The sequence below is a fragment of the Paraburkholderia panacisoli genome (assembly GCF_008369935.1).
GTDB classification, from domain to species: Bacteria; Pseudomonadota; Gammaproteobacteria; order Burkholderiales; family Burkholderiaceae; genus Paraburkholderia; species Paraburkholderia panacisoli.
Genome location: NZ_VTUZ01000003.1, coordinates 74,383 through 100,903, shown reverse-complemented (window position 1 = coordinate 100,903; position 26,521 = coordinate 74,383). Strand labels below are relative to the sequence as shown.

22 protein-coding genes and 1 riboswitch are annotated in these 26,521 nt (G+C 62.8%); of the genes, 7 read left to right on the top strand and 15 right to left on the bottom strand.

Annotated features, from left to right (window positions below):
* Nucleotides 1–15: 15 nt before the first annotated feature.
* From uca to FVF58_RS05195, 7 genes are all read right to left on the bottom strand, one after another.
* Entirely contained in the window at nucleotides 16–3,615 is a 3,600-nt protein-coding gene (gene uca / locus FVF58_RS05225; RefSeq protein WP_149668844.1) for an urea carboxylase, read from the bottom strand.
* Nucleotides 3,616–3,789: 174 nt separating this feature from the next.
* Nucleotides 3,790–4,431 carry an urea amidolyase associated protein UAAP2 gene (locus FVF58_RS05220; protein WP_149668843.1) on the bottom strand — a complete coding sequence of 214 codons (642 nt, stop codon included), beginning with the start codon at nucleotides 4,429–4,431 and terminating at the stop codon, nucleotides 3,790–3,792.
* A 16-nt stretch (nucleotides 4,432–4,447) separates the two neighbouring features.
* Nucleotides 4,448–5,152 carry an urea amidolyase associated protein UAAP1 gene (locus tag FVF58_RS05215; protein ID WP_149668842.1) on the bottom strand — a complete coding sequence of 235 codons (705 nt, stop codon included), beginning with the start codon at nucleotides 5,150–5,152 and terminating at the stop codon, nucleotides 4,448–4,450.
* Between the two features lie 16 nt (nucleotides 5,153–5,168).
* On the bottom strand, nucleotides 5,169–5,960 hold the full coding sequence (locus FVF58_RS05210; RefSeq protein WP_149668841.1) for an ABC transporter ATP-binding protein: 792 nt from the start codon (nucleotides 5,958–5,960) through the stop codon (nucleotides 5,169–5,171).
* Nucleotides 5,957–6,769 (bottom strand): ABC transporter permease, encoded by an 813-nt coding sequence (locus tag FVF58_RS05205; protein ID WP_149668840.1) that lies wholly within the window; start codon nucleotides 6,767–6,769, stop codon nucleotides 5,957–5,959. Before FVF58_RS05205 ends, FVF58_RS05210 begins: the two co-directional genes overlap by 4 nt.
* Nucleotides 6,770–6,805: 36 nt before the next feature.
* Nucleotides 6,806–7,876 carry a putative urea ABC transporter substrate-binding protein gene (locus FVF58_RS05200; RefSeq protein ID WP_149668839.1) on the bottom strand — a complete coding sequence of 357 codons (1,071 nt, stop codon included), beginning with the start codon at nucleotides 7,874–7,876 and terminating at the stop codon, nucleotides 6,806–6,808.
* Between the two features lie 58 nt (nucleotides 7,877–7,934).
* Nucleotides 7,935–8,034: riboswitch (guanidine-I (ykkC/yxkD leader) on the bottom strand.
* Between the two features lie 375 nt (nucleotides 8,035–8,409).
* On the bottom strand, nucleotides 8,410–9,231 hold the full coding sequence (locus FVF58_RS05195; protein WP_188130730.1) for a LysR substrate-binding domain-containing protein: 822 nt from the start codon (nucleotides 9,229–9,231) through the stop codon (nucleotides 8,410–8,412).
* A gap of 123 nt (nucleotides 9,232–9,354) precedes the next feature.
* Here FVF58_RS05195 and FVF58_RS05190 point away from each other — a divergent pair, with 123 nt between their 5' ends.
* The gene (locus tag FVF58_RS05190) at nucleotides 9,355–10,206 is read left to right on the top strand and encodes an alpha/beta fold hydrolase (protein ID WP_149668838.1); all 852 of its coding nucleotides are present in this window, start codon (nucleotides 9,355–9,357) and stop codon (nucleotides 10,204–10,206) included.
* A 512-nt stretch (nucleotides 10,207–10,718) separates the two neighbouring features.
* Here the strand turns inward: FVF58_RS05190 and FVF58_RS05180 are convergent.
* Nucleotides 10,719–11,075 carry a cupin domain-containing protein gene (locus tag FVF58_RS05180; protein WP_149668837.1) on the bottom strand — a complete coding sequence of 119 codons (357 nt, stop codon included), beginning with the start codon at nucleotides 11,073–11,075 and terminating at the stop codon, nucleotides 10,719–10,721.
* Nucleotides 11,076–11,366: 291 nt separating this feature from the next.
* On the opposite strand from FVF58_RS05180, the gene FVF58_RS05175 reads away from it, so the two are divergent.
* Genes FVF58_RS05175 through FVF58_RS05160 form a run of 4 tightly spaced genes read left to right on the top strand, consistent with a single transcriptional unit; the run spans nucleotide 11,367 to nucleotide 15,471 of the window.
* The gene (locus tag FVF58_RS05175; protein WP_149668836.1) at nucleotides 11,367–12,443 is read left to right on the top strand and encodes an LLM class flavin-dependent oxidoreductase; all 1,077 of its coding nucleotides are present in this window, start codon (nucleotides 11,367–11,369) and stop codon (nucleotides 12,441–12,443) included.
* Nucleotides 12,444–12,458: 15 nt separating this feature from the next.
* The gene (locus FVF58_RS05170; protein ID WP_149668835.1) at nucleotides 12,459–13,271 is read left to right on the top strand and encodes a class II aldolase/adducin family protein; all 813 of its coding nucleotides are present in this window, start codon (nucleotides 12,459–12,461) and stop codon (nucleotides 13,269–13,271) included.
* The gene (locus tag FVF58_RS05165; RefSeq protein ID WP_149668834.1) at nucleotides 13,271–13,867 is read left to right on the top strand and encodes a cysteine dioxygenase family protein; all 597 of its coding nucleotides are present in this window, start codon (nucleotides 13,271–13,273) and stop codon (nucleotides 13,865–13,867) included. The genes FVF58_RS05170 and FVF58_RS05165 overlap by 1 nt, the downstream gene beginning before the upstream one ends.
* Nucleotides 13,864–15,471, top strand: a complete 1,608-nt coding sequence (locus tag FVF58_RS05160; RefSeq protein WP_149668833.1) for a rhodanese homology domain-containing protein — start codon at nucleotides 13,864–13,866, stop codon at nucleotides 15,469–15,471. The genes FVF58_RS05165 and FVF58_RS05160 overlap by 4 nt, the downstream gene beginning before the upstream one ends.
* A 66-nt stretch (nucleotides 15,472–15,537) precedes the next feature.
* On the opposite strand, the gene FVF58_RS05155 is transcribed toward FVF58_RS05160, so the two are convergent.
* The gene (locus tag FVF58_RS05155) at nucleotides 15,538–16,449 is read right to left on the bottom strand and encodes a LysR family transcriptional regulator (RefSeq protein ID WP_149668832.1); all 912 of its coding nucleotides are present in this window, start codon (nucleotides 16,447–16,449) and stop codon (nucleotides 15,538–15,540) included.
* A gap of 314 nt (nucleotides 16,450–16,763) precedes the next feature.
* On the opposite strand from FVF58_RS05155, the gene FVF58_RS05150 reads away from it, so the two are divergent.
* Nucleotides 16,764–18,011 (top strand): acyl-CoA dehydrogenase family protein, encoded by a 1,248-nt coding sequence (locus FVF58_RS05150; RefSeq protein ID WP_149668831.1) that lies wholly within the window; start codon nucleotides 16,764–16,766, stop codon nucleotides 18,009–18,011.
* Nucleotides 18,012–18,057: 46 nt separating this feature from the next.
* On the opposite strand, the gene FVF58_RS05145 is transcribed toward FVF58_RS05150, so the two are convergent.
* Nucleotides 18,058–18,603 (bottom strand): site-specific integrase, encoded by a 546-nt coding sequence (locus FVF58_RS05145; RefSeq protein WP_246216938.1) that lies wholly within the window; start codon nucleotides 18,601–18,603, stop codon nucleotides 18,058–18,060.
* Nucleotides 18,604–19,267: 664 nt separating this feature from the next.
* Here FVF58_RS05145 and FVF58_RS05140 point away from each other — a divergent pair.
* Nucleotides 19,268–19,822, top strand: coding sequence for a fasciclin domain-containing protein (locus tag FVF58_RS05140; protein ID WP_149668830.1), 555 nt, complete (start codon nucleotides 19,268–19,270; stop codon nucleotides 19,820–19,822).
* 655 nt (nucleotides 19,823–20,477) lie between these two features.
* Here the strand turns inward: FVF58_RS05140 and FVF58_RS05130 are convergent.
* The 5 genes from FVF58_RS05130 to FVF58_RS05105 form a co-directional block, all read right to left on the bottom strand.
* Nucleotides 20,478–21,464: a hypothetical protein gene (locus FVF58_RS05130; RefSeq protein ID WP_149668828.1), complete on the bottom strand. Its 987-nt coding sequence runs from the start codon at nucleotides 21,462–21,464 to the stop codon at nucleotides 20,478–20,480.
* A gap of 325 nt (nucleotides 21,465–21,789) precedes the next feature.
* On the bottom strand, nucleotides 21,790–22,833 hold the full coding sequence (locus FVF58_RS05125; RefSeq protein WP_149668827.1) for an ABC transporter substrate-binding protein: 1,044 nt from the start codon (nucleotides 22,831–22,833) through the stop codon (nucleotides 21,790–21,792).
* 185 nt (nucleotides 22,834–23,018) lie between these two features.
* Nucleotides 23,019–23,843 (bottom strand): ABC transporter ATP-binding protein, encoded by an 825-nt coding sequence (locus FVF58_RS05115; RefSeq protein ID WP_149668826.1) that lies wholly within the window; start codon nucleotides 23,841–23,843, stop codon nucleotides 23,019–23,021.
* Nucleotides 23,837–24,871, bottom strand: coding sequence for an ABC transporter permease (locus tag FVF58_RS05110; protein WP_149668825.1), 1,035 nt, complete (start codon nucleotides 24,869–24,871; stop codon nucleotides 23,837–23,839). Before FVF58_RS05110 ends, FVF58_RS05115 begins: the two co-directional genes overlap by 7 nt.
* A gap of 24 nt (nucleotides 24,872–24,895) precedes the next feature.
* Entirely contained in the window at nucleotides 24,896–25,891 is a 996-nt protein-coding gene (locus FVF58_RS05105) for an ABC transporter substrate-binding protein (protein ID WP_149668824.1), read from the bottom strand.
* Nucleotides 25,892–26,521: the final 630 nt, after the last annotated feature.

Genomic DNA, 26,521 nt, shown 5'->3' with positions numbered 1-26,521 from the left:
TGTTTTCCCCGCAAATCAAAGACGTTCGATAACGGCAACACGCTGCCCCGCGCGTACCGCAGAGCCGGGCGCCACATGAATTTCGCCGACGGTCCCCGCACACGGTGCGCACACGGAGATTTCCATCTTCATCGACTCGATGACGAGCAGCACGTCGCCTGTCTCGACGGTATCGCCAGAGCTCACGCGCACCTGCCAGAGGCTGCCCGCAATCTCGCTGTCCACCGCTATTTCCCCATCTTTGAGCGGCGCCAGTTCGGCGCCCTCGGTGAGCGGCGCGTCGAAACTCTCCTCCGCCGTTCCCGCTGCTCGCCATCGCTCGCGTTCGGCCTGAAACGCGGCTTGCTGCCGCGCGCGGAACTGCTCGATGCCGACGGATTCACGCGTGAGAAACGTTTGATAGTCGGCCAGCGACAATTCGGTTTGCTCGATCTTCAGCGGATATCGCCCCAGCGGAAAGTCTGCGCGAATGCGCAGCAGTTCGTCGGCAGGCACTTCGTAGAAGCGGATCTGGTCGAAGAAGCGCAACAGGTACGGCCGCCCCGCGAAATCCGCGACTTCGCGGTAGCGGTTCCACATCTGCAAGGTGCGGCCGACGAACTGGTAACCGCCTGGCCCCTCCATCCCATACACGCACAGATACGCGCCGCCGATGCCGACCGAGTTCTCCGCCGTCCACGTGCGCGCCGGGTTGTATTTGGTCGTCACCAGCCGGTGGCGCGGATCGAGCGGCGTCGCGACCGGCGCGCCGAGATACACGTCGCCGAGCCCCATCACCAGATAGCTGGCATCGAAGACGATCTGTTTGACGGCATCAATGGAGTCGAGGTCGTTGATGCGGCGGATAAACTCCAGATTGCTCGGACACCAGGGCGCGTCCTTGCGCACCGTGATCATGTATTTATCGATCGCGAGCCGACACGCGGGATCGTCCCACGACAACGGCAAATGCACGATCCGCGACGGCGCGCGCAAATCCTTCTGCAACAGGACGTGCTGCCATGCACGCTCGACGATCGCGAGCAACTGCGGCAGAGGCAGGGTTTCAGGCTGATAGTGAATCTGCAGTGAGCGGATGCCGGGTGTCAGATCGATCACGCCAGGCAGCGCCATCGCTTCGAGTGACTGCATCAGCGCATGGCCGCGAAAGCGCAATACGAGATCCAGTTCCGCCGGGCCGATTTCGAGCAGCAGATGCGTGTCGCCGGAAACACGCGCGACGAGCCGCTCGCGATCGGTACCGGTATCGAGCACGATAGGCGATGTAAGCGCTGCCGCCTTCGCGAATACCGGTCTCGCGTCGAATTCGAGCGTCTGCAATTCACGCAGACGTTGACGTGCGGCCTCGCGCGCTTCATCGATCCGCACCGGCACGAAGCGTACCTTGTCACCGGCTTTCAACTGGCCGATTTGCCAAAGATCAGCCTCGATGATCGTCACAGGACAAACAAAGCCGCCAAGGCTCGGGCCATCGGGTCCGAGAATCACGGGCATGTCGCCGGTGAAATCGACGGCGCCGACTGCATACGGGTTATCGTGAATGTTCGACGGATGCAGCCCCGCCTCGCCGCCGTCCTCGCGCGCCCACTCCGGCTTCGGTCCGATCAGACGCACGCCGGTGCGGCTGGAGTTGAAATGGATCTCCCATTCGGTGTCGAAAAACTGCCCGATATAACGCGGGCTGAAGTACTCCGGCGCACCGTGCGGACCGTAAATCACACGCAGCGTACGCACGGTTTCCAATGCGGGGACGTTGGCAAGCACCGCGCCCGCCCGTTCGTCCTGCAGCGGGTGAAGATGCAGGACATCGCCCGCACGCAGTGCCCGCCCGCCATGTCCGCCGAACTGGCCGAGCGTGAAAGTGCTGCGGCTGCCGAGATAGACCGCGACATCCAGGCCGCCGCGCACGCAGAGGTAGGCACGCGCGCCCGCGCCGCGGATCGTGCCGAGCGCGAGCGTCGAACCGGCGGTGACAAAGAGCGTCGTGTTCAGCGGCTGTTCGATATCGTCGAGCAGCACGGACAGATGCGCGCCCGTCACCGCAACGACCGCATCCGTGTTGAAGCGCAAGGTCGGCCCACTCATGGTGATTTCGAGCGCGGCAGCGTCTGTGGCATTGCCGAGCAGCCGGTTGCCGAGGCGCAGCGCACGGTCATCCATCGGACCCGAAGGCGGAATACCGACGGCCCAATAGCCGAGACGGCCCGGATGATCCTGCACGGTCGTCTGCGTGCCGCCGCTGACCACTTCGATCGTGCTGGCTCGATACCTGAGTCCTTCGAGACAACGCGTCCACGGTTCGCCTGACGCAAACGGCTGATCGTCGAGAATCTGCCGCAGATAGTCGCGGTTCGTCTCCACCCCATAGATGCGCGTATCCCGCAACGCGTCGTTGAGCGCAACGCGTGCCGCGTCGCGCGTCGGCGACCAGGCGATCACCTTCGCCAGCATCGGGTCGAAGTAAGGCGGCACTTCGCAGCCCGCTTCCACCCATGTATCGATGCGCAGCGCGCGGCCGTCGGCGTGCGGAAACGCGATATCGGTCAGCAAGCCGGGGCTCGGCTTGAAATCGCGGCCAGGGTCTTCGGCGTAGAGCCGTGCCTGAATCGCGTGTCCCTGCGGCTTTAACCGCGCCGCGAGTTCTCGCACCGGGGCAAGCGTGCCCGCGGCCAGTTCGATCATCCAACGCACGAGATCCACACCCCAGACCTGCTCGGTCACGCCGTGCTCGACCTGCAGGCGCGTGTTCACTTCGAGGAAGTAGAACCGCTGCTCGGCGCTGTCGTAGACGAATTCGACCGTGCCGGCCGAGCGGTAATTCACCGCTTTTGCGAGCTTCACGGCGGCGTCGCACAATGCGGCCGACATGCCGTCCGGCAAGCAGGGCGCTGGGGTTTCCTCGAGCACCTTCTGATTGCGCCGCTGCACCGAGCAATCGCGCACGCCCAACGCGATCGCGTCGCCACACCCGTCGCCGAAGATTTGCACTTCGAGATGCCGCGCCCGCTCGATGTACTTTTCAAGGAACACGCCGGCATCGCTGAAGTTGTTCTGGCCAAGGCGCTTGACCACTTCGAAATGCGCGCTCAGTTCCTCGACGCTCCAGCACACCCGCATGCCGATGCCGCCGCCGCCCGCCGTGCTTTTCAGCATCACCGGATAGCCGATCGCCGCCGCTGCGCCGAGCGCTGCAGGCAGATCGTCGAGCAAGCCGGTGCCTTCGAGCATCGGCACGCCCTCTTCCGCCGCGATTGCACGAGCCGTGTGCTTCAGGCCAAACGCCCGCAATTGCGCGGGCGTCGGTCCGATGAACGCGATGCCTGCCGCTTCGCACGCTTCGCCGAAGCTTGCGTTCTCCGACAGGAACCCATAACCCGGATGGATCGCGTGGACGTTCTCGCGGCGAGCGATCTCCAGAATCTTTTCCGTATCGAGGTAAGTGGCCGACGCAGGGCCATCGCCGAGTCCGTGCGCGATGGGCGCCTCGCTCACATGAAGGCTCGCGCGATCCGCTTCCGCGTAAATGGCGACACCGGTGACTTCGAGTTCGCGCAGCGTTCTAAGGATGCGGCACGCAATCGCGCCGCGATTGGCGATCAGGATTTTCTCGAACATGAGGGGGATCTTGATTCATGGGCGGGCCGTCCCGCCACGTGGGAATGCATGCCGGGGTCGTCCGCGGCAGAGGTCCGTGTCAGCGATCTGCGTGGGTCAGTTGTTCGCGCGTGCGGGTGCAGCATCGTCCGGAGCGAACCAGCATGACGAAGTAAAGCCAGTTGCGGATACGCTTCAGTTCCATATCAGCAGCTCCGCGGGCGTCGGGTTATAGGCATTGCACGGATTGTTCAATTGCGGACAGTTGGAGATCAGCACGATCACATCCATTTCCGCGCGCAATTCGACGTACTTGCCCGGCGCCGAGATGCCGTCTTCGAAGGTCAGACCGCCGTCTGACGTCACCGGTACGTTCATGAAGAAGTTGATGTTCGCGCCGATATCCTGCTTCGACAAACGTCCGTCGTGTGCACAGGCGCGCAGATAGTTATCGCGGCAGCTATGCATGTAGCGCTTTTCCAGCGCGTAGCGCACCGTGTTGCTCTCCTGTGCGCAAGCGCCGCCGAGCGTATCGTGACGCCCGCAGGTATCGGCGACGATGGTCAGCATCGGCTTGCCGAGGTTCGAGTACAGCACGGTGCCAGTCGTCAGGTACAGGCTTTTCTGCCGGCGCAGCGTGCGTTGCGGATCGAAGCGCTCGCGCGGATCGGCGAGACTGTAGAACAGCGTATCGACGGCCTGATTGCCTTCCAGATCGAGAATGCGCAGCGTCTGCCCCGCCTTCAGTTCGTGAAGCCACGGTTCACCGGCTGCAAGTGTTTCGCGAAATACCGCGTGTTCGGGGCGCTTGTCGCTGGCTGTGAGCGTCGTAGTCATGGTGTCGGGGCTCCGCTCAAAGAAAGAAGCGATCGGTATTGATGAAACCGCGCACGTTTTCTTCACATGCGGTGCGGCAAAACTCGGCAACGTCACGCTCCGCGTGGCTCAGCGCAAGCTTGACCGGCTTGGGCGCGTATTCCGGATGCGGATCGAGCGGATGCTGGATCGCGGTGAGCACGACGAGCGTGTTCATCGGCGCATACAGGTCGACGTAGTCGCCCGCCTTCGAATTGCCGGGCACGAAATTCAGCGCGCCTTCGTCCGTGACATCGACACGGCTAAAGAGATTGAGCGTCATCAGCAGGTCCCGGATGCCGAGCCCCCACTTGCCCATCTCGACGAGCAGGTTGTCGGTGCCATTGCGATAGAACGCGTTGCGCAGTTCCTGATACCGGCCCATGCCGTAGCGCTCGTGGACCTCTTCCGCATTCGATACGCCGCCGATGCTGTCGTGCCATCCACAGGTGTCCGCCACGATCGCGGCAAGCACGCGGCCCATATCGGAGTACAGGCAATGGCCGGCCGTGAGTTTCGCCGTGTGCTGGCACTTGAGCGTATCGGGCAGGTTGAGCCGTTCGCTCTTCTCGTTTGCATTGACCAACATGACGCTGACGTTCGCTCCGCCGCGCAGGTCGGTAATGCGCAGCGACTGGCCGCGCTTGACGATCAACGATGCATGCCCGCCGCCGGGGACGGTTTCTTCAAGTAGTAGATCCATGTTGTCAAGACTCCTGTCAGGCTGAGACCGCTTCGACACGGGATGCGCCTTCCACCACGGCCTGGGCCATATGAAGGGACGATGCGGAGTCGCGGCTATGGTCGAGCGGGATGTTGTAGGTGATGCGCGCGCCGTAGGCGCCAGGCGCTTGAGGATCGACACGGACCTTGTCGAACACCAGCACGCGGCTGCCCAGCGTGAAGCCTTCCTTCAGGTCGTGCGTGACCATGAAGATCGTCAGCTTCGATTCGCGCCACAGGCTCAGCAGCAATTCGTGCATGTCCTTGCGGATGCCGGGATCGAGCGCGCCGAACGGCTCATCGAGCAGCAGCACGCGCGGCTTCATCATCAGCGCCTGGGCAATCGCAAGGCGCTGTTGCATGCCGCCCGACAGTTGCGCCGGATATTTGTCCAACGCCGCGCCGAGGCCCACGTGTTCCAGCATCGCAGCAGCCTCGTCACGCGCCGCGCGCCGTCGCGCACCGAACAGCCGGCCCGTGAACTTCGCTCGCGGCAATTCGAGTCCCAGCATCACGTTGCGGATCACCGTGAGATGGTCGAACACCGAATAGCGCTGAAACACCACGCCGCGATGCTCATCGGGTTCGCCGGGCAACGGTTCGCCGTCCAGCAGAATCTCGCCGCGCGTCGCGCGCTCCTGGCCGAGCAACAGCCGCAGGAAGGTGGACTTGCCGCAGCCCGATGCGCCGACCATCGAACAGAACTCGCCCTCTTCGATGCGCAGGTTCAATCGTTCGAGCACGACCTGATCGCCGTATTCCTTCCAGACGTTGCGAACTTCGATCATCGGGCGCCTCCATACCAGGGGAACGACCATTGCGTCAGGCGGCGCAGCAGTTCGTCGATGAGCCACGCGAGCAGCGTGATCCACGCGACGTAAGGCAGGATCACGTCCATCGCGAGATAGCGGCGCACCAGAAAGATGCGGTAGCCGAGACCGTCCGTCGCAGCAATCGCTTCCGCGGCGATCAGAAAGAGCCACGCCGCGCCGAGCGACAGACGCATCGCCACCAGCAGACGCGGCAGCAGTTGCGGCAGCACGAGTCGCAGAATCAGCGTCCAACTCGTCGCGCCGAGCGTCTGCGCCTTGACCCACAACTCGGCCGGGATTTCACGGGCCCGCGAATGCAGGTCGCGGATGATCATCGGGGTAATGCCAACCACGATCAGCACCACCTTCGACAATTCGTCGAGCCCGAACACGATGAACAGAATCGGCAACACTGCGAGCGGCGGGATCATCGACACCACCGTGATGAACGGTGAGAACGTGGCGCTCGCCAACGGCAACGAGCCGGTCGCGATGGCCGCCACCAGGGCAATCACGGCGCTCACGACGAGGCCGATGCCGAGCCGCCGCAAGCTCGATACCGTGTCGGCCCACAGCAGATACTCGCCCGTGCGCTTGTCCTCCGTGAAAGCGACTTCCTTGATGGCCTCGCTCATCTGCGTCGCGCCCGGCAGCAGTTTGTCATCGGGATTGGCCTTGAGCCGCATCGACGACCCGGTGAAATACACCGCCATCAGCACGATGAACGGCAGCAACAGCAGCATCAAGCCGCCGCTTCGGCTGGGATGTCGATTGATGAGTCGCATGGATGCCCGCCTTGTCGAATGCGTGGGATATCTGGCTCAGAGCTTGCCGGCCGCCGCCATTTCGACGTAGGTCGGATCGAAACGGAGCTTGACGTTGCTCTTGTTGCCGATCACGACGCCCTTGTCGAACGCCATGCCGACCACGTCCGCGTTTTTGGCATCCTGTCCGAGCAGACCGTGATCGAACGAGAACCGGGCGACGCGCGTCATGATCTTCGGCATGTCGGGGCTGGTGACGAAATCGAGCGCGGCTTTCGGCGTATAGAACAGCGCGGTGGTCGACAGCTGCCCCTTGAAGCCCGCGAGATCGGTGCCCGACGCTTTGGCCATCGCACTGAGTGCGGTGTTGCTGTCGGCGTTGTTGGCGCGCATCAGCGCGACCATCTCGAACCATGCGCCCGTCAGCGCCTTGCCGAGGGCGGGGTTGTCGTGCAGCGTTCTGGTGTTGACCACCATCATGTCCATGATTTCGCCGGGGATCTTGCTGGAGTCGAAGACTTCGGTCACGTTCGGCTGCGCCTTGAGGTCAGCGAGCATCGGGTTCCACGTCACCGTGTTCTGGACGGCGGGCGTCGCGAACGCGCCGGAGATATCGGCATCGGATGTGTTCACCACCTTGAGGTCGCGTTCGCTCATATGCGCACTCTCGAGGGCGCGTGCCAGCAGGTAGTGCGACACGGAGAACTGGACCAGATTGATCTGCTTGCCCTTCAGGTCGGCAATCTGCTTGCCCTTGCCCTTGATGAGCACGCCATCGTTGCCGTTCGAATAGTCGCTGACGATCAGCGCCGTCGAATCCACGCCGCCCGAGGCCGGAATGGTCAGCGCATCCATGTTGGTCATCGCGCAGCCGTCGAACTTGCCGGCGGTGTACTGATTGATGGATTCGACGTAGTCGTTCAGTTGCACGACATCGACGTTGATGCCATATTTTTTGGCCCACTTCGACACGATGCCCTGGGTCTTTGCCTGACCCCACGGCATCCAGCCGGCGTAGATGGTCCAGCAAACCTTGAAGTCGGTGCGGCCTGCGGCAAATGCGGAAGTGGAGGCGAAGGTGGCGAGGGAGACAGCGGCGATGCCGAGAAAGCGAACGAGCTTGCGCATGAGGTTGACCTCGGAAGGGACGGTTAGCGACGGCAGGGAGCAGCGCAAACATCGCGTTCTCTCCCGGGCTTTTGTCCCGCCGTGTAACCTCGCCTGAGGTCGACGGCTCTCGGACCAGCGCCTGCGTGAAGCAGGCCGGAACCCTAGCCGTCCATTTCCAGATTGTGTACTGAACCGGATGATGCGCCGGCTCCTTGCCCTCGTTCTTCAGCGAGAAGCGTGCCATGCGGAAATCACCGCATTTCGGCGCATCGCAGTGGGTTTCCGCCCTGTTCAGGTGAACGCACGCACCCACGGATGCCGATCCGGCACCTTATTCGTGCATGTGCAGCAGGTCTTTGCGCTCATGTCATAAGCTCGCTCAATGCGGCTGTGAGAGCATCGACTGCGAAGTGCACATCCCGCCAGTCCGGCATACGACCCAACGTAGCGCATGTTTTCTTCGGGGCAATCGCCAATGCCGCCGCAATCCGGCAACTGCAACAGCCCGAGACTGACGTGTCCCGATCACGCTGTAACAACGGTGTCTGCAACTAGCGCCTCAACTCGGCGAGAATTTTCTCCGCGAGAAATTCGCAAGGCGGCCGCCTGGATCCGGTGCTTCGCGCGAGCACCATTTCAAGGGCGTCGATATTGGGTAAGCCGTGGGCTTGTCCCAGCAGCACGAAGTGCGGCGGCACGGCGCAACGAGCCAGTGACACAACCGCGAGCCCAGCCTCGGCCATCGAAAGCAGACCGAGCAGACTGGGGCTTTCATATGAAGTCCGGTAAGGGATCTTTGCGCGCTCGAGGCTGCGAATGGCATTTTCCCGCGCGACGCTGCCCGGCAGGAACACCGCGATCGGCAGCGGCCTCTCGCGCCAGATTTCATCGGCGCTCGGCGCGGCTGCCCACTCCATCGGCTCGAAGCGGATGAACTCGCCCGACAAACCCTTGACCCGCGTCGCGCATACCAGATCGACCGAACCGTCTTTCACCAGCGGCGCAAGCGCAACGCTTGGCAAGCCCACGACCTGAATCTCCACCTTCGGATAGGTCGCGGAGAATTTCTTGAGAATCGGCGGCAGCAGCGAGGAAGCGTAATCGTCCGGCACGCCGATGCTCACGCGTCCGGTCACGTCTGGCCGAACCACCGCGGCCCACGCCTCGTCACGCAACGCCAGCATGCGGCGAGCGTAGGTCAGCAAGACCTCGCCGTCCTGGGTCGGGACCACGTTCCTCGGTTTGCGGACGAAAAGCGGCTTGCCCAGCGCGGTTTCGAGGGTTTTGATCTGCATGCTTACCGCCGATTGCGAGCGATGCACCACTTCGGCCGCCCGGCTGATATTACCGGTGTCGGCCACCGCGACGATCATCGTCATGACGTCCAGGTCGAGAGCTTTCAATGCTGGTATCAGAAAAATAGATAGATTCGATCAATATTACGCGATTTTCCTGGAATTCGACATCGGGCATAGTGGCCGCAAAGGAGCCAGTCAATGAACGCCCGTACCGATTTCTCAGTGCTTGCCGTACCAGAACTGTCGTTTGCGACGATCGCATCCGGCATCTGCGTGCCGTATGTGGAGTGCGGGGAAGGCGAACCGCTGCTATTCGTGCACGGGTCGCTGTGCGACTACCGCTACTGGAATGCGCAGACCGCGGCGCTGTCGCAGCATTTCCGCTGTATCACGGTGAGCCTGAGCCATTACTGGCCGGCGAGCGAGGCGTGTATCCAGGGCGAGTTCGGCTGGCAGACGCACGTGGCCGAGCTGGCCGAGTTCATCGAGGCGATCGGTCTCGCGCCCGTCCATCTGGTCGGGCATTCGCGTGGCGGCTGTATCGCGTTTCATGTCGCACGCGAGCATCCGCGTCTCGTGAAATCACTGACGCTCGCGGACCCGGGCGGTCCGCTGCAGATCGAGGGGATGGCGGATGCGTCGCTGCCTGCATCGACCAATGTGTTGCGTGCGCGCGTCGCCGAACTTATCGAAAATCAACAGATCGACGCGGGACTGGAGCTGTTCGTCGACTCGGTGAGCGCGCCTGGATCATGGCGCAGGAGTCCGGTTGCGTTTCGCACCATGGCGATCGACAACGCGGGCACGTTGCCCAAACAGCTGCGCGATCCGTTGCCCGCCTATTCCCGGGAAGCGGCGCGCGACGTGAAGTGCAGGACGTTGCTGATCGACGGCCAGAAAAGTCCCCGGATGTTTCGCAACAACGTCGAAAAGCTCGCCGAATGGATCGACTACGCAGAGCGGCAGACCGTCGCCGGCGCGTCGCATGGAATGAATGTGTCGAATGCCGGTGCCTTTAACAGGCTGGTGAGTGCGTTCGCGCGCTTCTGAACATTGCGCGCGAGGCGCGCAAGCCGGGCTCGTGCAGCACGCGCGAACGGCGGCGCATGCGTCCGCAACAACTCGCGCTAGTGCTGTCCGGCGTTCAGTAACAGCCAGATCTGCCGCGTCGGCGGTCCGGCAAGAATTCGCGCAAACACCGCGCGGCACCGAATGCACGTGTAGTGCTCCTCCGCCCGCGCATCCTTCACCGCCCCAACGCCATTGAGCGTGAGATCGCGGTGCGGGGTCGCGGTGGACGGCTGCCCGTAGAGGTCAGCGCACAGTGCGCAAGGTTGAATCCAAAGGTCCATTCGTGGGCTGCCAACTGTTGCGACGGTCATAGTCGCCGGCTTCTGGAACTACGCGGATCGCAAAACCAAAGCGGCGCTCACGCCGCGAGCCGATGCTCATGATACAGCCGGTCCCGAGCATCGAGAGTCGTGCACGGCTGCCGAATCTCATGGATCGGGATTGCTGTCGCTGCTGATCACGGCCGGGTTGCTCGACGCTTTGATCCGGCTTTAGGGCGACTTCGTCCAATGCGGCGGTGCTTCGCACTGCACGGTAGCCGCATCAGACTTTTCAACGGTAAGGTTGACAGAGCGTGCGCCGGCCGGCCGCGTGCGATGGCGCATACCTGCGGGCACAGTCAGCAACTGGCCCGCCTGGAGGTCGACTGATCCATCCTCGAAATCGACGCTAAGCACGCCTTCAACGACAAAAAATGTTTCGTCCGAGTTCGGATGCAGATGCCAGTAATACGGCTCGTTCATGACGCTCAAGTGGACGTCGTGGTCATTCACGCTCGTCAGCACCTGATTTGAATAGCCTTCACGCGTGCAGCCGGCGACTGCACGAACATCTATCGGTTTGATCATGTCGTCTCCGCTGAAGTTGTAAGCGACGGGTTGGGCTAACGAAAGGCAGCGCGCGTCAGTCCACAAGGACTTCGAGAATTCTAAACGTTGGCCGGAATCTATAGGAAACAGCTCAGGGAAAGGTGGCGTCGCGCGACTATCATGCGGGTTCGATATGTTTATCTGAATTTACTATTTAACCTGCGCATAACCCGGTGTTAGCCTGCATGGGTCCCGCAGGCGCGGCCCATACGCTCGCCTGCTCCGCAAACCCTCCCGCCTGGCGGGGTTGAGAGATCAACAGGAGCGAACATGAGCGTCGAATTCATTGGCATGATCCAGCAGCGAAAGTTGTCTGAAACGCATGCGCCCAGCGGTCCCGCAATCGACGTCGACTACGTGCGCGCTTTCGCTCAGGCGCACGAAAACGCGGGATTCAACCGCATTCTGGTCCCGCATAGCTCGACGACCCCCGACGCCGCGATGACGATTTCCTATGCGGCCAGCGTCACATCGCGCGTGCACTTCATGCTCGCGCATCGCCCCGGCTTCGTGTCGCCGACGCTTGCAGCGCGGCAAATCGCGACGCTCGACCATTTCTCGGGTGGCCGTCTCGCGGTGCACTTCATCTCGGGCGGCAGCGACGAGGACCAGCGCCGCGATGGCGACTATCTGGGCCACGACGAGCGCTATGCCCGCACCGACGAATACCTTCAGATCCTTCGGCGCGTGTGGACGGAGGACAAGCCGTTCGACCACGAAGGCCGCTTCTATCGCTTCGCTCAGGCGTTCTCCGAGGTGAAACCGAAGCAGTCACCGCACGTACCGATCTATTTCGGAGGCGCGTCGGCCCCCGCGCTCGAAGTCGCCGGCAAACATGCCGACGTCTACGCGCTATGGGGCGAATCGAAGCAGCAGGTACTCGAGCAGATCACGCGAGTGCGCGCCGAGGCCGCGAAGCACGGGCGGACTGTGCGTTTCTCGGTGTCGTTCCGCCCGATTCTCGCGTCGACCGAAAAGGCGGCGTGGGAACGGGCGGAACACATCCTCGAAGAGACGCGCCGGCTGCGCGTCCAGCAGGGCTTTTCGCGCGGCGGCCCGCAACAGAGCGAAGGCGCGCGGCGTCTGCTCGCGGCAGCGGGCGACGGGGTCCGCGCCGACGAGCGCTTGTGGACCGCGGTCGCGCGAGAAATCGGCGGCCGGTCGAATTCGACCGCGCTGGTCGGCACGCCCGCACAGGTCGCGCAAACGCTATCCGAGTATCACGAACTTGGCGTGACGACGTTCCTGATCCGCGGCTTCGATCCGCTCGAAGACGCGATCGACTATGGCAGAGAACTGATTCCCGCGACGCGCGAACTGACGTCGCGCGCGCGCCATGCGGCCTGACCGGAACGCGAGATCATGAGCCCCCGACTGCCCGACTCTTCCACTTTGCCGTTTCGCGACCCGCCGATCCGCAAGTTCTGGTTCGACGAAAACGGCCCCGCGAGAACCGTGGCCGAGGAACGCCGCCATCGTCAGGAGCGGCTCGCCGGCGCGTTTCGTCTGTTCGCCCAGGCCGGTTTCGCACAGGGGCTGGCCGGCCATATCACCGCGCGCGACCCCGAATGGACCGACCACTTCTGGGTCAACCCGCTAGGCCGGCATTTCGGACGCATGCGCGTGTCGGACCTGCTGCTCGTCAATAGCCGGGGCGAAATCGTGATTGGCGCGGGCCCGGTCAATCAGGCCGCATTCGCGATCCACGCCGCGATTCACGAAGCGCGGCCCGACATCGTCGCGGCGGCTCACACGCATTCGCTGTATGGCAAGGCATGGTCGACGCTCGGCCGCACACTCGATCCGCTCACGCAGGACTCGTGCTCCTTCTACGAGGACCACGCGCTCTTCGACGACTTCAGGGGCGTGGTGCTGGATACGACGGAAGGCGCACGCATTGCCGCCGCGCTGGGCAACTTCAAGGCGGTCATATTGAAGAACCACGGCATTCTGACCGCCGGCCCGACAGTCGAAGCGGCGGCCTGGTGGTATCTCGCGCTCGACAACGCGTGTCATGCGCAACTGCTCGCTGAGGCCGCAGGCAAGCCACAGCCGATTCCTCACGAGATGGCGGCGTTGACGCACGCGCAGGTTGGACGGCCGGGCGGCGCGCAATATTCGTTCGAGAGCCTCTACGAAGGTCTCGTCGAAGCCGAACCGGAGCTGCTCGACTGATGGCCATTCGCAAACTTCGGCACTTTGTCGGCACCATCGCGGAACTGGTCGACACGGCCGCCAGCGAAGCCGACCTGCTCGAACGCGGCGCGACCGCGTTGAGCGAGTTGATCAGCGTCGACGACTGGCTGCCCGACGCGTACGCGCAACCATCGGCGGATCGCTATCAGCAATTTCTGCTCTATGCCGACGTGCGCCAGCGATTCTCCGTGGTCAGCTTCGTCTGGGGACCGGGCCAGCAAACGCCAATTCACGACCACACGGTATGGGGTTTGATCGGCGTGCAGCGCGGCGCGGAACTCGCGGCGTCTTTCGTGCGCGATCGCGACGGCACGCCGCGCCAGACAGGCGATGAAGTGCGGCTCGAGCGTGGCGCGATCGAAGCCGTCTCTCCGACCATCGGCGACATTCACCGCGTCCGTCATGCCTACGACGACCGCGTGTCGATCAGCATTCATGTTTATGGCGCGAACATCGGCGCGGTCCATCGCTCCACGTATCCACCCGGCGCCACGCCCAAGCCCTTTATTTCAGGCTATTCGAACGACACCGTCCCCAATCTCTGGGACCTCAGCAAGGAACTCGGTCTTTCATGAAGTCATATCGCGAACGTACCTACCAGGATGTGCGGGAAGCGCTGCTCACCGGACGCGAGATCGCGTTGCTCGACGTGCGCGAGGAAGATCCGCATGCGCAGAGTCATCCGCTGTTCGCCGCAAACTTCCCGCTCTCGAAGATCGAACTGGAAGCGTACACGCGTCTGCCGCGCCCGGGCATTCCCATCGTGCTGCTCGATGCGGACGAAGGATTTGCCGGGCGCGCGGCCGAGCGGCTCACCGCGCTCGGCTATACCGACGTGACGTTGCTCGAAGGCGGCCTGAAGGGCTGGATCGCGGCGGGCGGCGAAGTGTTCCGCGACGTCAACGTGCCGAGCAAGGCGTTCGGTGAATTCGTCGAGGCGCAGCGGCATACACCGTCGTTGTCGGCGCAGGCAGTCGATGCGCTGTTGCAGAACGGCGAGGATGTCGTCGTACTCGACGCCCGCCGTTTCGACGAATATCAGACGATGAACATTCCGGGCAGCCTCAGCGTGCCCGGCGCGGAACTGGTCTTGCGCGCGCGGGCCCTCGCGCCGGACGCCAAGACTCGCGTCATCGTCAACTGCGCGGGACGCACGCGCAGCATCATCGGCGCGCAATCGCTCGTCAACGCGGGCTTGCCGAATCCTGTCGCTGCGTTGCGCAACGGCACGATCGGCTGGACACTCGCCGGGCAGACCTTGCAGCACGGCAGCAAGCGGACGTTCGATATCGGCGCGGGGCGCGACCCGGCGAACCTCGCCGCGGCGCGCACGGCGGCGCTTGCGCTCGCCGAGCGCGCGGGCGTGGGGCGCACGTCGCTCGAAGAAGCCGCACGCTGGGCTACGGACGCATCACGCACCACGTACCGCTTCGACGTCCGGACGCCCGCCGAGTACGAGCAGGCTCACGCACCCGGATTCCAGGGTGCGCCTGGCGGCCAGCTCGTGCAGGAAACGGAGATGTTTGCGCCAGTGCGCGGTGCGCGTGTCGTGCTGTTCGACGACGATGGCGTGCGCGCCAACATGACGGCGTCATGGCTTGCGCAGATGAAGATCGACGTCTATGTGATCGACGGCGCGTCGCCGGACCAGTTGACCCAGAGCGGCGCATGGCAGGCGCCGAAGCCGCAGCCATCTGCGACGCCGTCGATCTCGCCGCAGCAGCTCGCCGCGCTGCTGGCGGACAAGGCGAGCCAGACGGTCGTGCTCGATTTCACGTCCAGCGCGAACCATGTCAAAGGCCATATTCCCGGTGCGCGCTGGCTGCTCCGCTCGCGTCTGTCGAACGACTTCGACGATCTGCGCGTATTGCCCGATGCGAAGCGCTATGTCGTCACGTGCGCGACGAATGCGCTTGCACCGTTCGCCGCGCCCGAGGTCGCGGCGCTAACCGGCAAGTCCGTGCAGGTGCTCGAAGGCGGCACGTCCGCATGGATTCGCGCAGGATTGCCTGTCGAAACGGGTGAAGCTTCTCTGGCATCGCCGCGGATCGATCGCTATCGCCGGCCCTATGAAGGCACCGACAACGCGCATGAAGCGATGAACGCCTATCTAGAATGGGAATACGGGCTGGTCGCGCAGCTCGAACGCGACGGCACGCATGGCTTCTTCGTGATCTGATCCGGGCGGTGTCGGCCCGCGTCTCTCTTTACGTGGACCGGCCGCGCGCCGCACACGCGAGCGGTGTCAGGCAGCGCGTGCGAGACGCGCGGCCTTGAAGCTCTGCTCGATACTCTCGGACAACACGGCGATCGCACTCTGCATCTTGCCGAGCGCGCGCGAGCGAACCATCCACACTGCGATTTCGGGCTTGAAGTCGCTGACCGGAACGATGTCCAGTTCAGCTGCGTGCGTGCTCCTGCTGAGGAGCGGAACGGGGACGAGACCCAGCCCCACGCCGTCCGCGACGAGGCCAAGTTGCAGTTCCGTGCCGAGGGTCTCCAGATTGAGCTTCAGCGTGTAGCCTTGCGCGGCGAGCGCATGTTGAAGACCCGCCCGGAAGCCGCAACCATCCGGGTTGAGAACCCAGCCCAAGGGCTGACACTCGGCGAGCGAATAGGCGCGCTTCTTCATGCTGCCCTTGCGCGCGACCACCGCCATCTTGAGCGCTCCAAGCGAATTGGCGACCAGGGTCTCGGGCAACAAACGATTGGCCGGCAACAACACGACGGCAGCATCCAGTTCGCCGTCTTCGACCTTTTGCAGCAATGGGCTGCCCCAGCCCGTCGATACCCTCGCCTGAAGCTCGGGATGCGCCTGTCTGAGCGCATGCAGTGCACTGAGCATCGCCACGTCCGCGACCGTTTGCGCGACACCAAGCCTGAGCACGCCGGCAAGCGGCGCATCGTCGGTGACGAGATGGCGCAGCGCATCGACCTCGCGCACGATCGCGCGACATTGCTCGTAGACCGCGCGTCCCATGGGCGTGGTTTTCAACGGTTTGGTATTGCGATCCAGCAGTTCGACGCCGAGCGCTTCTTCGAAATTCTGAATCCGCCGCGTCACGGCAGGCTGGGTGAGCGCCAGCGATTCGGCTGCCTGACTCAACGACTGGCTGCGCACGACCGCGACAAACGCCTCGATTTCATCGAGTTTCATTGATCTCTTTCGCTTCCGGAACGATATGTGGACTCACCACGTTGATCGGGATTGTCCGAGCTTAGCGCATTTGGCCCGCATCGTTCAACGCCGCGATGCATTGCGCTCTCGCATATTAACAAAGAAGAACAATGCGTTTGCGTAATGACCGGCGCGTCCGTATCGTAGGTGTCTCATCGTTTCTGCGCGCAGCTGCGGCGGGAACTACCCATGTATCGATGACTCGCTTGACCGGCGCACTGCCGGTCAGGCAGTTCCCGGTCGCATCGCCGTGATTCACGAGCGTCCTTCACGCGCCCGACACCGTAAAAAGCATGACGAGCCGACATCCCGACACCAACCTGATCGTTCCCGAGCACAGCCCTGAGCACCACAGCGCGCGCGACGCCGAACACGACCCCGTGGCCGTCTCCGCGCTTGCGGATCTGGACAGCGAACGCGCCGATCGCTGGCTGGCTTCGTTGACTGCGGAGTTCGCGGCAGGCGCGGCCGCGCTCGATCAGGGTCCGCATTTTCCTCACGACAACCTCGCGCAACTGCGTCGCGCGGGATTGCTGTCGCTCACCGTGCCGCGCTCGCTCGGTGGCCACGAGGCGACTCTCGCGCAAACATTGAAGGTAGTTCGGGCCGTGGCGCGCGGCGAACCGTCGACCGCGTTGATCCTCGTGATGCAGTGTCTCTATCACCTTCGGTTGCAAGCAAATGCCAACTGGCCGGTCGCGTTGAAGCAGCAGATTGCCCGCGACGCAGTGGAGCGTGGTGCGCTGATCAATTCGCTGCGGGTCGAGCCTGAACTGGGTTCGCCCTCGCGCGGCGGCTTGCCCGCAACGGTCGGCAAGCGCGCAGGCGATCACTGGATTCTGAACGGCCGCAAGATCTATTCGACGGGCAGCCCCGGACTCACGTGGTTCGCCGTCTGGGGACGCACCGACGAGCCCGAGCCGCGCGTGGGCACATGGCTCGTGCATCGCGACACACCCGGCATTCGCTTCGGCGAGCCGTGGAATCATCTCGGCATGCGTGCGACGGGCAGCCACGAAGTGATCTTCGACAACGTGCATGTGCCTGCCGACTATGCGGTCGACCTGCAATCGCCGGGCCCGTCGAATGGCATGGACCCGGTGACCGCTCTCTGGATGAGCGTGCTGCTGCCGTCGATCTACGACGGCGTGGCCCGCGCCGCGCGCGACTGGTTCGTGCACTGGGCCGCGACGCGCACGCCGTCCGGCCTGAAGGCGCCGCTCGCGAGTCTCGACAGCTTTCAGCAGACGGCGGGGCGCATCGACGCGCTGCTCCTCAACAACCGGGTCCTGCTCGACGCGGGCGCGGTCGGCCAGATCGCGGTGAACGAGGCCGCGACCATCAAGTATCTCGTCAGCAAAAACGCGATCGACGCCGTGGAACTCGCGCTCGAAGCGAGCAGCAATCCGGGACTGAGCCGCAACAACGCGCTGGAGCGGCACTACCGGGATGTGCTCTGCGCACGCATTCACACACCGCAAAACGATACCGTGCTGGGCAGCCTGGGCCGCGCCGCCTTCGCCACCTTCGCCGCCCACTAAACGCCTGCCATTTCATCGAAAGAGGAGAGAAACGCCACGCCGACTCTCAAGCTGATCGCGACGCCGGTAAGCGGCCACCGTCTGCGAATCGATAACGTGAGCTAACACCTCTTCCGCGAGCGAATCCGGGTATTCCGTGCACTCCGCCACCCAGTCGCGGAACGTCGACCGGAATCCATTCACGGTGATCCCATGCCGCGACAGGCCCTTCCTTGCAACCGGGATACAGATACCCGTATTTCGCCTTGGGCAGCGCACTGCGAACTATGTCGATGGCCTGCTCACAAAGCGGCACGCGCAGCGGCCGGCCACTTTTGGTACGGTCGCCGGGAATAGACCAGACACGATTATGCAGATCAAATTCCCCCGGCTGCGCATAGCGCACCTCGTTCGCGCGGGTCGCCGTGAGGATCAGCAGGCGCAGTAATCGTGCGGCACGTCGGGGCGTTGCTCCAGTTCCCGCATGAACGCCGGCAGTTCTTCCCCATGGTAGCGCACGATGATGTTTAACTCGTTCCAGTGCGGGACGGATCTGGGTGAGCAGGCCGCAAATGCGGTTGTTGCTCTGCGTGCTGCGCAGCGAGATCGTCATCGAAACCGCACAACATGGTTTGTCTCGGTTCGGCCCCCTCAGGGCCGGGTATGCCTGGTAGCAACCGTTGCAAGCGGCTCCGGGAGGCCACACGTAGATGATTGACAAATTCGGCAGACTCTGGAGAACGGTCGAGTCTGCAAATCAATCCCCTTCGCGGATTGCCCATCATGTACATCAACCGAATGTGGCAATGCATCACGGTGTCCCGTCGATGATGCGACTCGGCTCGCGCGAGCGCTCCGGGTACGACGCGCCCCCGATTGCAACTGGACATGATTTGTTGAAGTAACAGCACCCCCCCGAAGGGGAGACGAAATACTCAGTTCCAGGACACGACCTCCTGACAGTACCAAGGCCGAAGCTACCAGGCGCACACCATGAATCGGCGCGCGGTAACCATCCAGGAGAATGGCACGCTGCAACGCGATGTGAAAAGGCGCGGGCGGCGCCGGGTGTGCTGCAGCATCCCCTGCATCCGATGCCCGCATGTGTTGCATATCAATTGTCGAAGTGTCCAATCCCTCAACTCGCCGGTCATCAATGCTGGGACACATCAGGCTGCGTCATCGCGAACATCCCGTTTTGAATCCAGTCGCAAGTATTCCCCGTATATGCGGTCAGACCCACGCAATTACGCGTGGCAACTCTGGAGGAGTACGCCATGAAATACAGAATTATGTTCGTCGCTGTCGCGCTGTCTGCAGCGGTATCAGGTGCCTTTGCCGCCAGTGACACGGTTGTGGTCGGCGGTCAGGCCATGTACCCGAGCAAGGACATCGTGGACAACGCCGTCAACTCGGCCGACCACACCACGCTTGTCGCTGCGGTCAAAGCCGCAGGTCTCGTCGATACGTTAAAGGGCCCAGGGCCGTTTACTGTATTTGCGCCGACCAACGAGGCCTTCGCAGCATTGCCGGCTGGCACGGTCGATACGCTCGTCAAGCCGGAAAACAAGGCGATGCTGACCAGCATTCTGACGTACCACGTCGTTCCCGGGCGCTACGACTTCCGCAAGCTCGACCAGGCCATCAAGGCTGGTGGCGGCAAGGCGGAACTGAAAACAGTCAACGGAGCGGAACTGACGTTCACCGAGAATGGTCCGCACAACATCGTAGTCATGGATGCCAGTGGCCACACTGCCGACATTTCTACCTATGACGTCACCCAGAGCAACGGCGTCATCATGGTCGTAGACAAGGTGCTGATGCCGAAGTAATAGGACCAGCAATCCGCTTCAGGCACTCGAATTCAGCGAAGCGCTGTCATTTTCGGTGCCGGGCTCCGACTCACTACATGCCTCACATCTGGACGCAGCAGATGTCTGCCTTGTTTGCATCGGAGTGTCCGCTTGCGATTCACCGCTGCGCAAGCAGTCAGACTTTAGCGGCATACGGGACTTCGGCGTGGATAACGCACGAGCCCGTATCAAAGGAGAAATACCATGGAAAAATTGATGACGAAAACTCTGTTCGCGCGTGTCGCTGTCGCGTCACTCTGCGCGTGCGCCGCGACGTTTGCGCAGGCTGGTGGCAATGGCAACGGTGGAAGTGGCGGTGGCGGCGCGCACGGTGCCGCGACTGCAGGGATGACGTACCACAGCGAACCTATATCGAGCCCATGGAACCGGGTTCCTGGTGACATGAGCAGGAGCGCGGACATGGCGCATAGGGATATGCCCGGGGTAACGCCTGACGACAGCACTATGCCTAAAAAAACTGGGCAGTAAAGGCTCGAAAGTTCGCCGGCGCCAGACGGCGCTGCTCTGCGCGCCCGGCAACATATTCGCAGGTACTCGCTACGTCATGTGCGGATACACGGTGCAAGGGTTGACGCCCTTCCTCCCAATACGCGAGACAAGGGGCTATTCAATATCAGCGGACACGGCCTCCGCATACTGGCTTCAGGCATCGTGCGCACCAACGCCGGAATCGAACACACCAATTCTGTCGTGCCAGATACCAGGCCATTGCGTCGGCGACGGCTGCTTTCGCCTGCTCTTCCGGTGTGGCGGTTGCCGGTAGTGTCGCGGGAGTCTGTTCCATTGCTCTGCGCATGAACTCGACGAATTCACTGGTGGGGCCAAATTCTCTTTTCCGCTCATCCCACGTTTTCGCGTAATTCACGGGAAGTCGGTCGAAGTCGGGATGTCGATAGTCCTTGTATCGATACATCATCCAGTTCTCAAAGACTTCCTCCGGTATCGTGCCTTGCTTGAAGTACACGAATTCTTCGTACTGAAGATTCCATAGCCGGATGAAACTGACTTTCGCCTCGATTCTCTTTTGAGGGGTCCATTGGATTATTGCGGGCGGACGTTCGCCCTCGGCCAAGCGAAACAAGTCAAGGTAAATGTCCCCATAAGTCTCGTGGCACTTGATAAGCACGTTGACTCTTGCAGTTTTCCAGTTTCGCCATGAGAGAACTGCAGCAATACCGCCTACAATTAGCGCCACGGCAGGTGCAATGTACAAAGCGATTAGTTTTTCCGTGCGAGTCGGCTCGTTGTCATTTGCCGGGACAGACAAAACTTGAACCTGAAGGGGTTGCTCGATGGCGACGCGGCCACCGGGTTGTAAGGCGACCGACAGCGCGTAGGGCGACGTCGCAATACCGCTTGCAGGACTGGGGGAACTGGCTGGGACGGCCGCCGACGCCTCCGATGCCGGCGTCAGTGCAGTCTGCGGTGTGCTTGCTGCTGCGTCTGACGCCGGCGGCAGTGCGGTTGTTGTGTTTGACGGGGGGGTGTTCGATACAGATTCCGAGGTTTGCGCTTGGACGCTCTGCGCCATCGTGACAAGAAACAGACTCGTCAGCGCAACACGCAAAAAGGCAAGGGAAGTGCTTAGTCGTGAGACCATGACTACCTCCATCCGCTTACTGTTATTCGTGGCAAGGCATCTGCATTATATGAAGCGTCGTCATTACTCCAAGCGTATCCGGGTAAACATGTGGACGCTCAAGGGCCCGGAACCGTCAGACGCAAATCCGAGAAGAAAACGCCCTCCACTGCTCGCGCCCGATGGCCCGATAACGCTCGCGGTTTTGGGGACTCACGGGTCGCACGTTACAAATGCGTCCCGGGTCTTCGACGCAGTTTGACGCTGGAAGCAAGAGCCTTCCGAACTTGCCTTTCCGCCGTGGCTGAGTACGATGGTCGGTTGGCGTGGGCTTGCGGGCGGGGGCTTATGCCAGCACGTCGGAGAACACTCGGCTCGCGAAACGGTCGGAGTTCGTGCCCGCATTGATCACGCCGACCGATTTCAGATCGTCGGCATATAGCGCGATCTCCTTCCTGAATGCATCGCCGACGGGATGATGGTGGTCGGTGTGACTCTTGAGCATCGCGGTCAACTGACCGACATCCGCGCCCGGCGCGTACGCCGAGAAAATCGTGGCGGCCTCGGCGGGATGATTGGTGCTCCACTCGGTCGATTCCAGCAACGCTTTCGTCAACGCCTGCGCGGTCGCGCGGTCCTTGCGGATCAGCGAGCCGCGTACGCCCAGCACGCAGCACACGCGGTTCTGATATTCGCCGCACAGGTTGTTCGACACCTCCTGGAGATGGTCCGATTCGCGCAGCGTCCAGATCGTCGGGTCGCCGTCTGCGATCGCCTGCACTTCGCCCTTCTTCAACGCTTCGCCCAGCAGCGTCGCCGGGTACTGACGCCAGTGCACGTCGTTGTCCGGATCGACGCCGAGCTTCTTCAGCGTGATCGCAAAGAAATTCTTCGCCGGACTCGCCATGTCGCTGACGCCGACCGTGCGGCCCTTCAGGCCTTGCAGATCGACGATGCCCGAGGCCCTGGTCGCGAGCAGACGCATGCAGCCGCCGTGGATGCCAGCCGTCAGCTTGACGTCGAAGCCCTGCTCCAGCGGCTTGATCCAGCGCAGCGCCATGCCGACACCCGCATCCGATTTGCCAGTCGCAATCGCTTCGAGCAGTTGATCGGTCGAGCCGGCGAAGTTGATCAATTCGACCTGCAGCCCGTGCTTTTCGAAGAGGCCCTGCTTGAGCGCGACCGGAACCGGCGCGGTGCAGATCGCGCCGGCGTTCCAGGAGAGCTTGAGCGGCTGCAGATTGCTCCGGGTGCTCTGCGCGACGGCTTGCAGACCGGGCAAGCCGAATGATGCACCGCCGAGCGTCGCCGCGCCCGCGGTCCATGCTGCGTTGCGCAGCCAGGCACGGCGCGAGAGGTTGCGCGGTGCCGCGTTGTCAGTGAAGTCCATGTCCTTGCTTCCCGGTTCGTAATGTGAGTGCGTGTGATGCGGTTGTTCTGTGTGTTCTGTGTGTTCTGTGTGTTCTGTGTGTTCTGTGTGTTCTGTGTGTTCTGTGTGTTCTGTGTGTTCTGTGTGTTCTGTGTGTTCTGTGTGTTCTGTGTGTTCTGTGTGTTCTGTGCGTGCGCCCGCACGCCTCAAACGTCGAGTCCCAGCTGCGCCAGCACTTCCCGGCGCAGCGCGACCAGCTTCGGATCGTCGCGGTGACGCGGGTACGGCGCGTCGTTGCGCACTTGCGCGACGATGCGCGCCGGCCGCTCGCTCAGCACGATCACGCGGTTCGCGAGATACAACGCCTCTTCGACGTCGTGCGTGACGAGCAGCACCGAGAAACGCGCGTGCTGCCAGAGCCGCACGAGTTCGCCCTGCATCCTGATGCGCGTGAGCGAGTCGAGCTTGCCGAACGGCTCGTCGAGCACCAGCAGTTGCGGATCGTTGACGAGCGCCCGCGCCAAGGCCGCGCGCTGCGCCATGCCGCCCGACAGCTGATGCGGAAACGCATCGGCGAACTTCGACAGTCCGACGAGTTCGAGTGCCGCGTCGATACGTTCGGCGGCGTTCCCTCGACCCTTGCGGCCCGCGCGCTGCGCCTCGGGGCCGAGGCCGACGTTGTCGCGCACGGTTCGCCACGGAAACAGCGTCGGGTCCTGAAACACCACGACACGCGACGGATCGGGACCGGTAATCGGCTCGCCATTCGCCTGCAAGACGCCAGCCGCAGGCTTGTCGAGGCCGGCGACGAGCCGCAGCAAGGTCGACTTGCCGCATCCGCTCGGGCCGAGCAGCGCGACGAATTCGCCGGGTTCGACCGACAGGCTGATGTCGTCGAGCACGGGAAGCGTCTCGCCGCGCATCGCGAAACGATGGCTGACGCGCCGCACATCGATGCGCGCGCCGTCGCGCGCCTCGCTCGGGTTCGCAGCAACGTGCGCGGACGTCGCGAGTGAAGAGGTGGTTACCATTTGAGCAATCCTTTTTGCCAGGCGAGCAGCCGGTCGCGCAGCAGGAACAGTAACGAAATGAGGCCCGAGCACATCAACGCCATCACGAGCAGCGCGGCATACATATTCGAGTAGGCGGCCCAGCCTTGCGCCCATTGCAGATACCAGCCGAGGCCGGCCTTGACGCCCATCATCTCCGCGACGATCAGCACCGAAAACGACGCCCCGAGTCCCATGAACAGGCCGACGAAAACGGACGGCAACGCGGCCGGAATCGCCACCTTCAGAATCAGGAACGACGGCCGCGCGCCAAGCGTGCGGGCCACGTCGTAGTACGCGGAGTTGACGCTGCCGACGCCGGACCACGTCAGCACCGCAACTGGAAACGCCGTCGCCAGCGCAATCAGGAACACGCTCGCGCTGAAGCTCGACGGAAAGAAGAAGAATGCGAGCGGCAGCCATGCGGTCGCCGGGAGTGGACCGATCAGCCGCAAAACCGGATGCAGCCAGTAGCCGACTGCGCGCGACCAGCCGATGCTCACGCCGGCCACGAAGCCGGTCAGCGCGCCCAGCGCGTAGCCGTAGACGAGCAGCCCGAGCGAATGGAAGACGCTCGACGACAGTCGCGGAAAATCGTCGAAGTACACGGCGATCAGTGCTTGTGGCGGCGCGAAGAACGGCCGCGGCAACCATTCGAGCTTGGCGGTCACGATTTCCCAGCCGCTGACGCCCAGTGCGAGCGCCAGAAGCCACGGTGCGGACGCGAGCCATCTGTGTGCGCGCGCGTCGCGGTGTTGCGCCGATGCCGGTACACGCCAGCTACTCACTGCGATGAATACAGAAAGCGCCGCGAGTATCAGCTTCAGAATGAGCAGTTCACTCGTGTAGGGCCAGTCGTCGAGGTCCGGCCACCACTGCGTGATGGCCGCGCCGCCGAGCCATGCAGCTGCGGCAAGCGCTGCGACGGCGAGCTTGCCCGTGTCGCGCCGGGCGGGTTCGCCGCTTTCGTGCAGACCGGTCAGTTCAAGTGTTTGCGGTTGGGTGGACATGTCGAATGCATCCCTATGTGCGGCTTACGCGCCGGCGATGTCGGTATCGGTGATGGCGCGCACGTCAATACGGCGCGGCAGGATCGCGTCGCGGAACGCACTGTCGGCGACCTTCTGCAACGCGGCGATATCGGCGTTGGCAACGAAGCGTTGCTTGAGCGCCGAGCGTTTCGTGATCTGCGTCGCCGCGTCGATAGGCGCACGTGTCAGCGACGCATAGATCCGCGCGTAAGCATCCGGATTCGCCAGCGCCCAGTCGCCCGCGCGCTGTAATCGCAGCAGGACGTCGGCGATCGCGGCGCGCTTGCGCGGTTCCGTCACGGCCGCGCCCGACGCCGTGACGAAACCGAGTCCGCTATTGATGCCGGTTCCGTCGCGCAGAATCCGCGCGCCTCGTTGCACGGCGATGCCGTAGTACGGATCGAACGTGGCCCATACGTCGATCGACCGCGACGCAAATGCGGCGAACGCGTCGACGGGAAGAATGAAGCGGACCGACACGTCGTCCTTACTCAAGCCGGCTTCGGCGAGTGCACCATAGAGCTGGAATTGGGAAATGCTGCCGCGCGCCGACGACACGAACACCGTGCGCCCCTTCAGGTCGGCGACGCCGCGAATCGGCGAATCGGGCTGAACGAGAATGCCCAGTTGCGCGCCCGACCCGACGCGCGTCGCGACGATCTTGAGCGCCGGGTCGCCGACCGCCGCCGCGAGCACCGGCAGATCGCCCGCAGGCGCGAGATCGACGGCACCGGCGCGCTGAGCTTCGAAAAGCGGCGCGGCGCCCTGAAAGTTAGCCCAGCGAAACGCGTACGGCGTGCCGTCGAGCACCTTCGCCGCTTCGGCTAACGCACGCGTGCCGCCGGCCTGATCGCCGAGCACGAGGGTGGTGGACGCAAGATCGGCTGCCCTCGCGTTACCACTGCCCAGTACGCCGAGGGCAGCCATGACAGGAGCGGCCGCAACGAGACCGAGCGTTCGTCGCCGCGTTGGAAAAAACGTTGAAACGGATGCGTCCATAGTTCTTCGCGTGCTCCTCGATTGCGATATGGATGCAAGCGTAACGACGAAGAACGTCCGTGAGAATTATTCTGTTTCGATATGTTTATATGGAATCAATATTTATCGTTTGCATATTTTGATTCGAGCGGCGGCGGCGCGGAAACTGCTTGTGCTTCGAGGGTCGCGACGATGTGCACGGCGTCGTGCGGCTAGTCGTCCAGTTGCGCAGTTACTTCCGCCATCGCTGCAGGCGGATTGCCACCCGCCATTCATGAAATCACCTCATAGGGGCATGCGCCCTACCCGCCTATAAAAACAAGCCAATCCCGGTTAAATTGGCAGTCGAGAACATCGGCTGTGGACCGGGAGGTTATCAGCGGGCGGCATGTCGAACGTGCCAGCGGTGATCGGGCATATCCAGTCTCATCGGGACAGTTCATGTTTTTGGCGGTACGACACAAAGGACAGAAAGAAACTTCGTGTTGCGCATGCAGCGGGCAACACGCGCTGCACGGCTGGGACCCGAAGCGCGATCCGTCCACCACCCGCGCCGATAGACAGGGAAAGCAGCCGTACGAAATGACGGCCCTTTCGGACGCGGCCGATCAGATCGCCAAGCTTCAAAGGGAACTGACGGCGAAGCAAGTG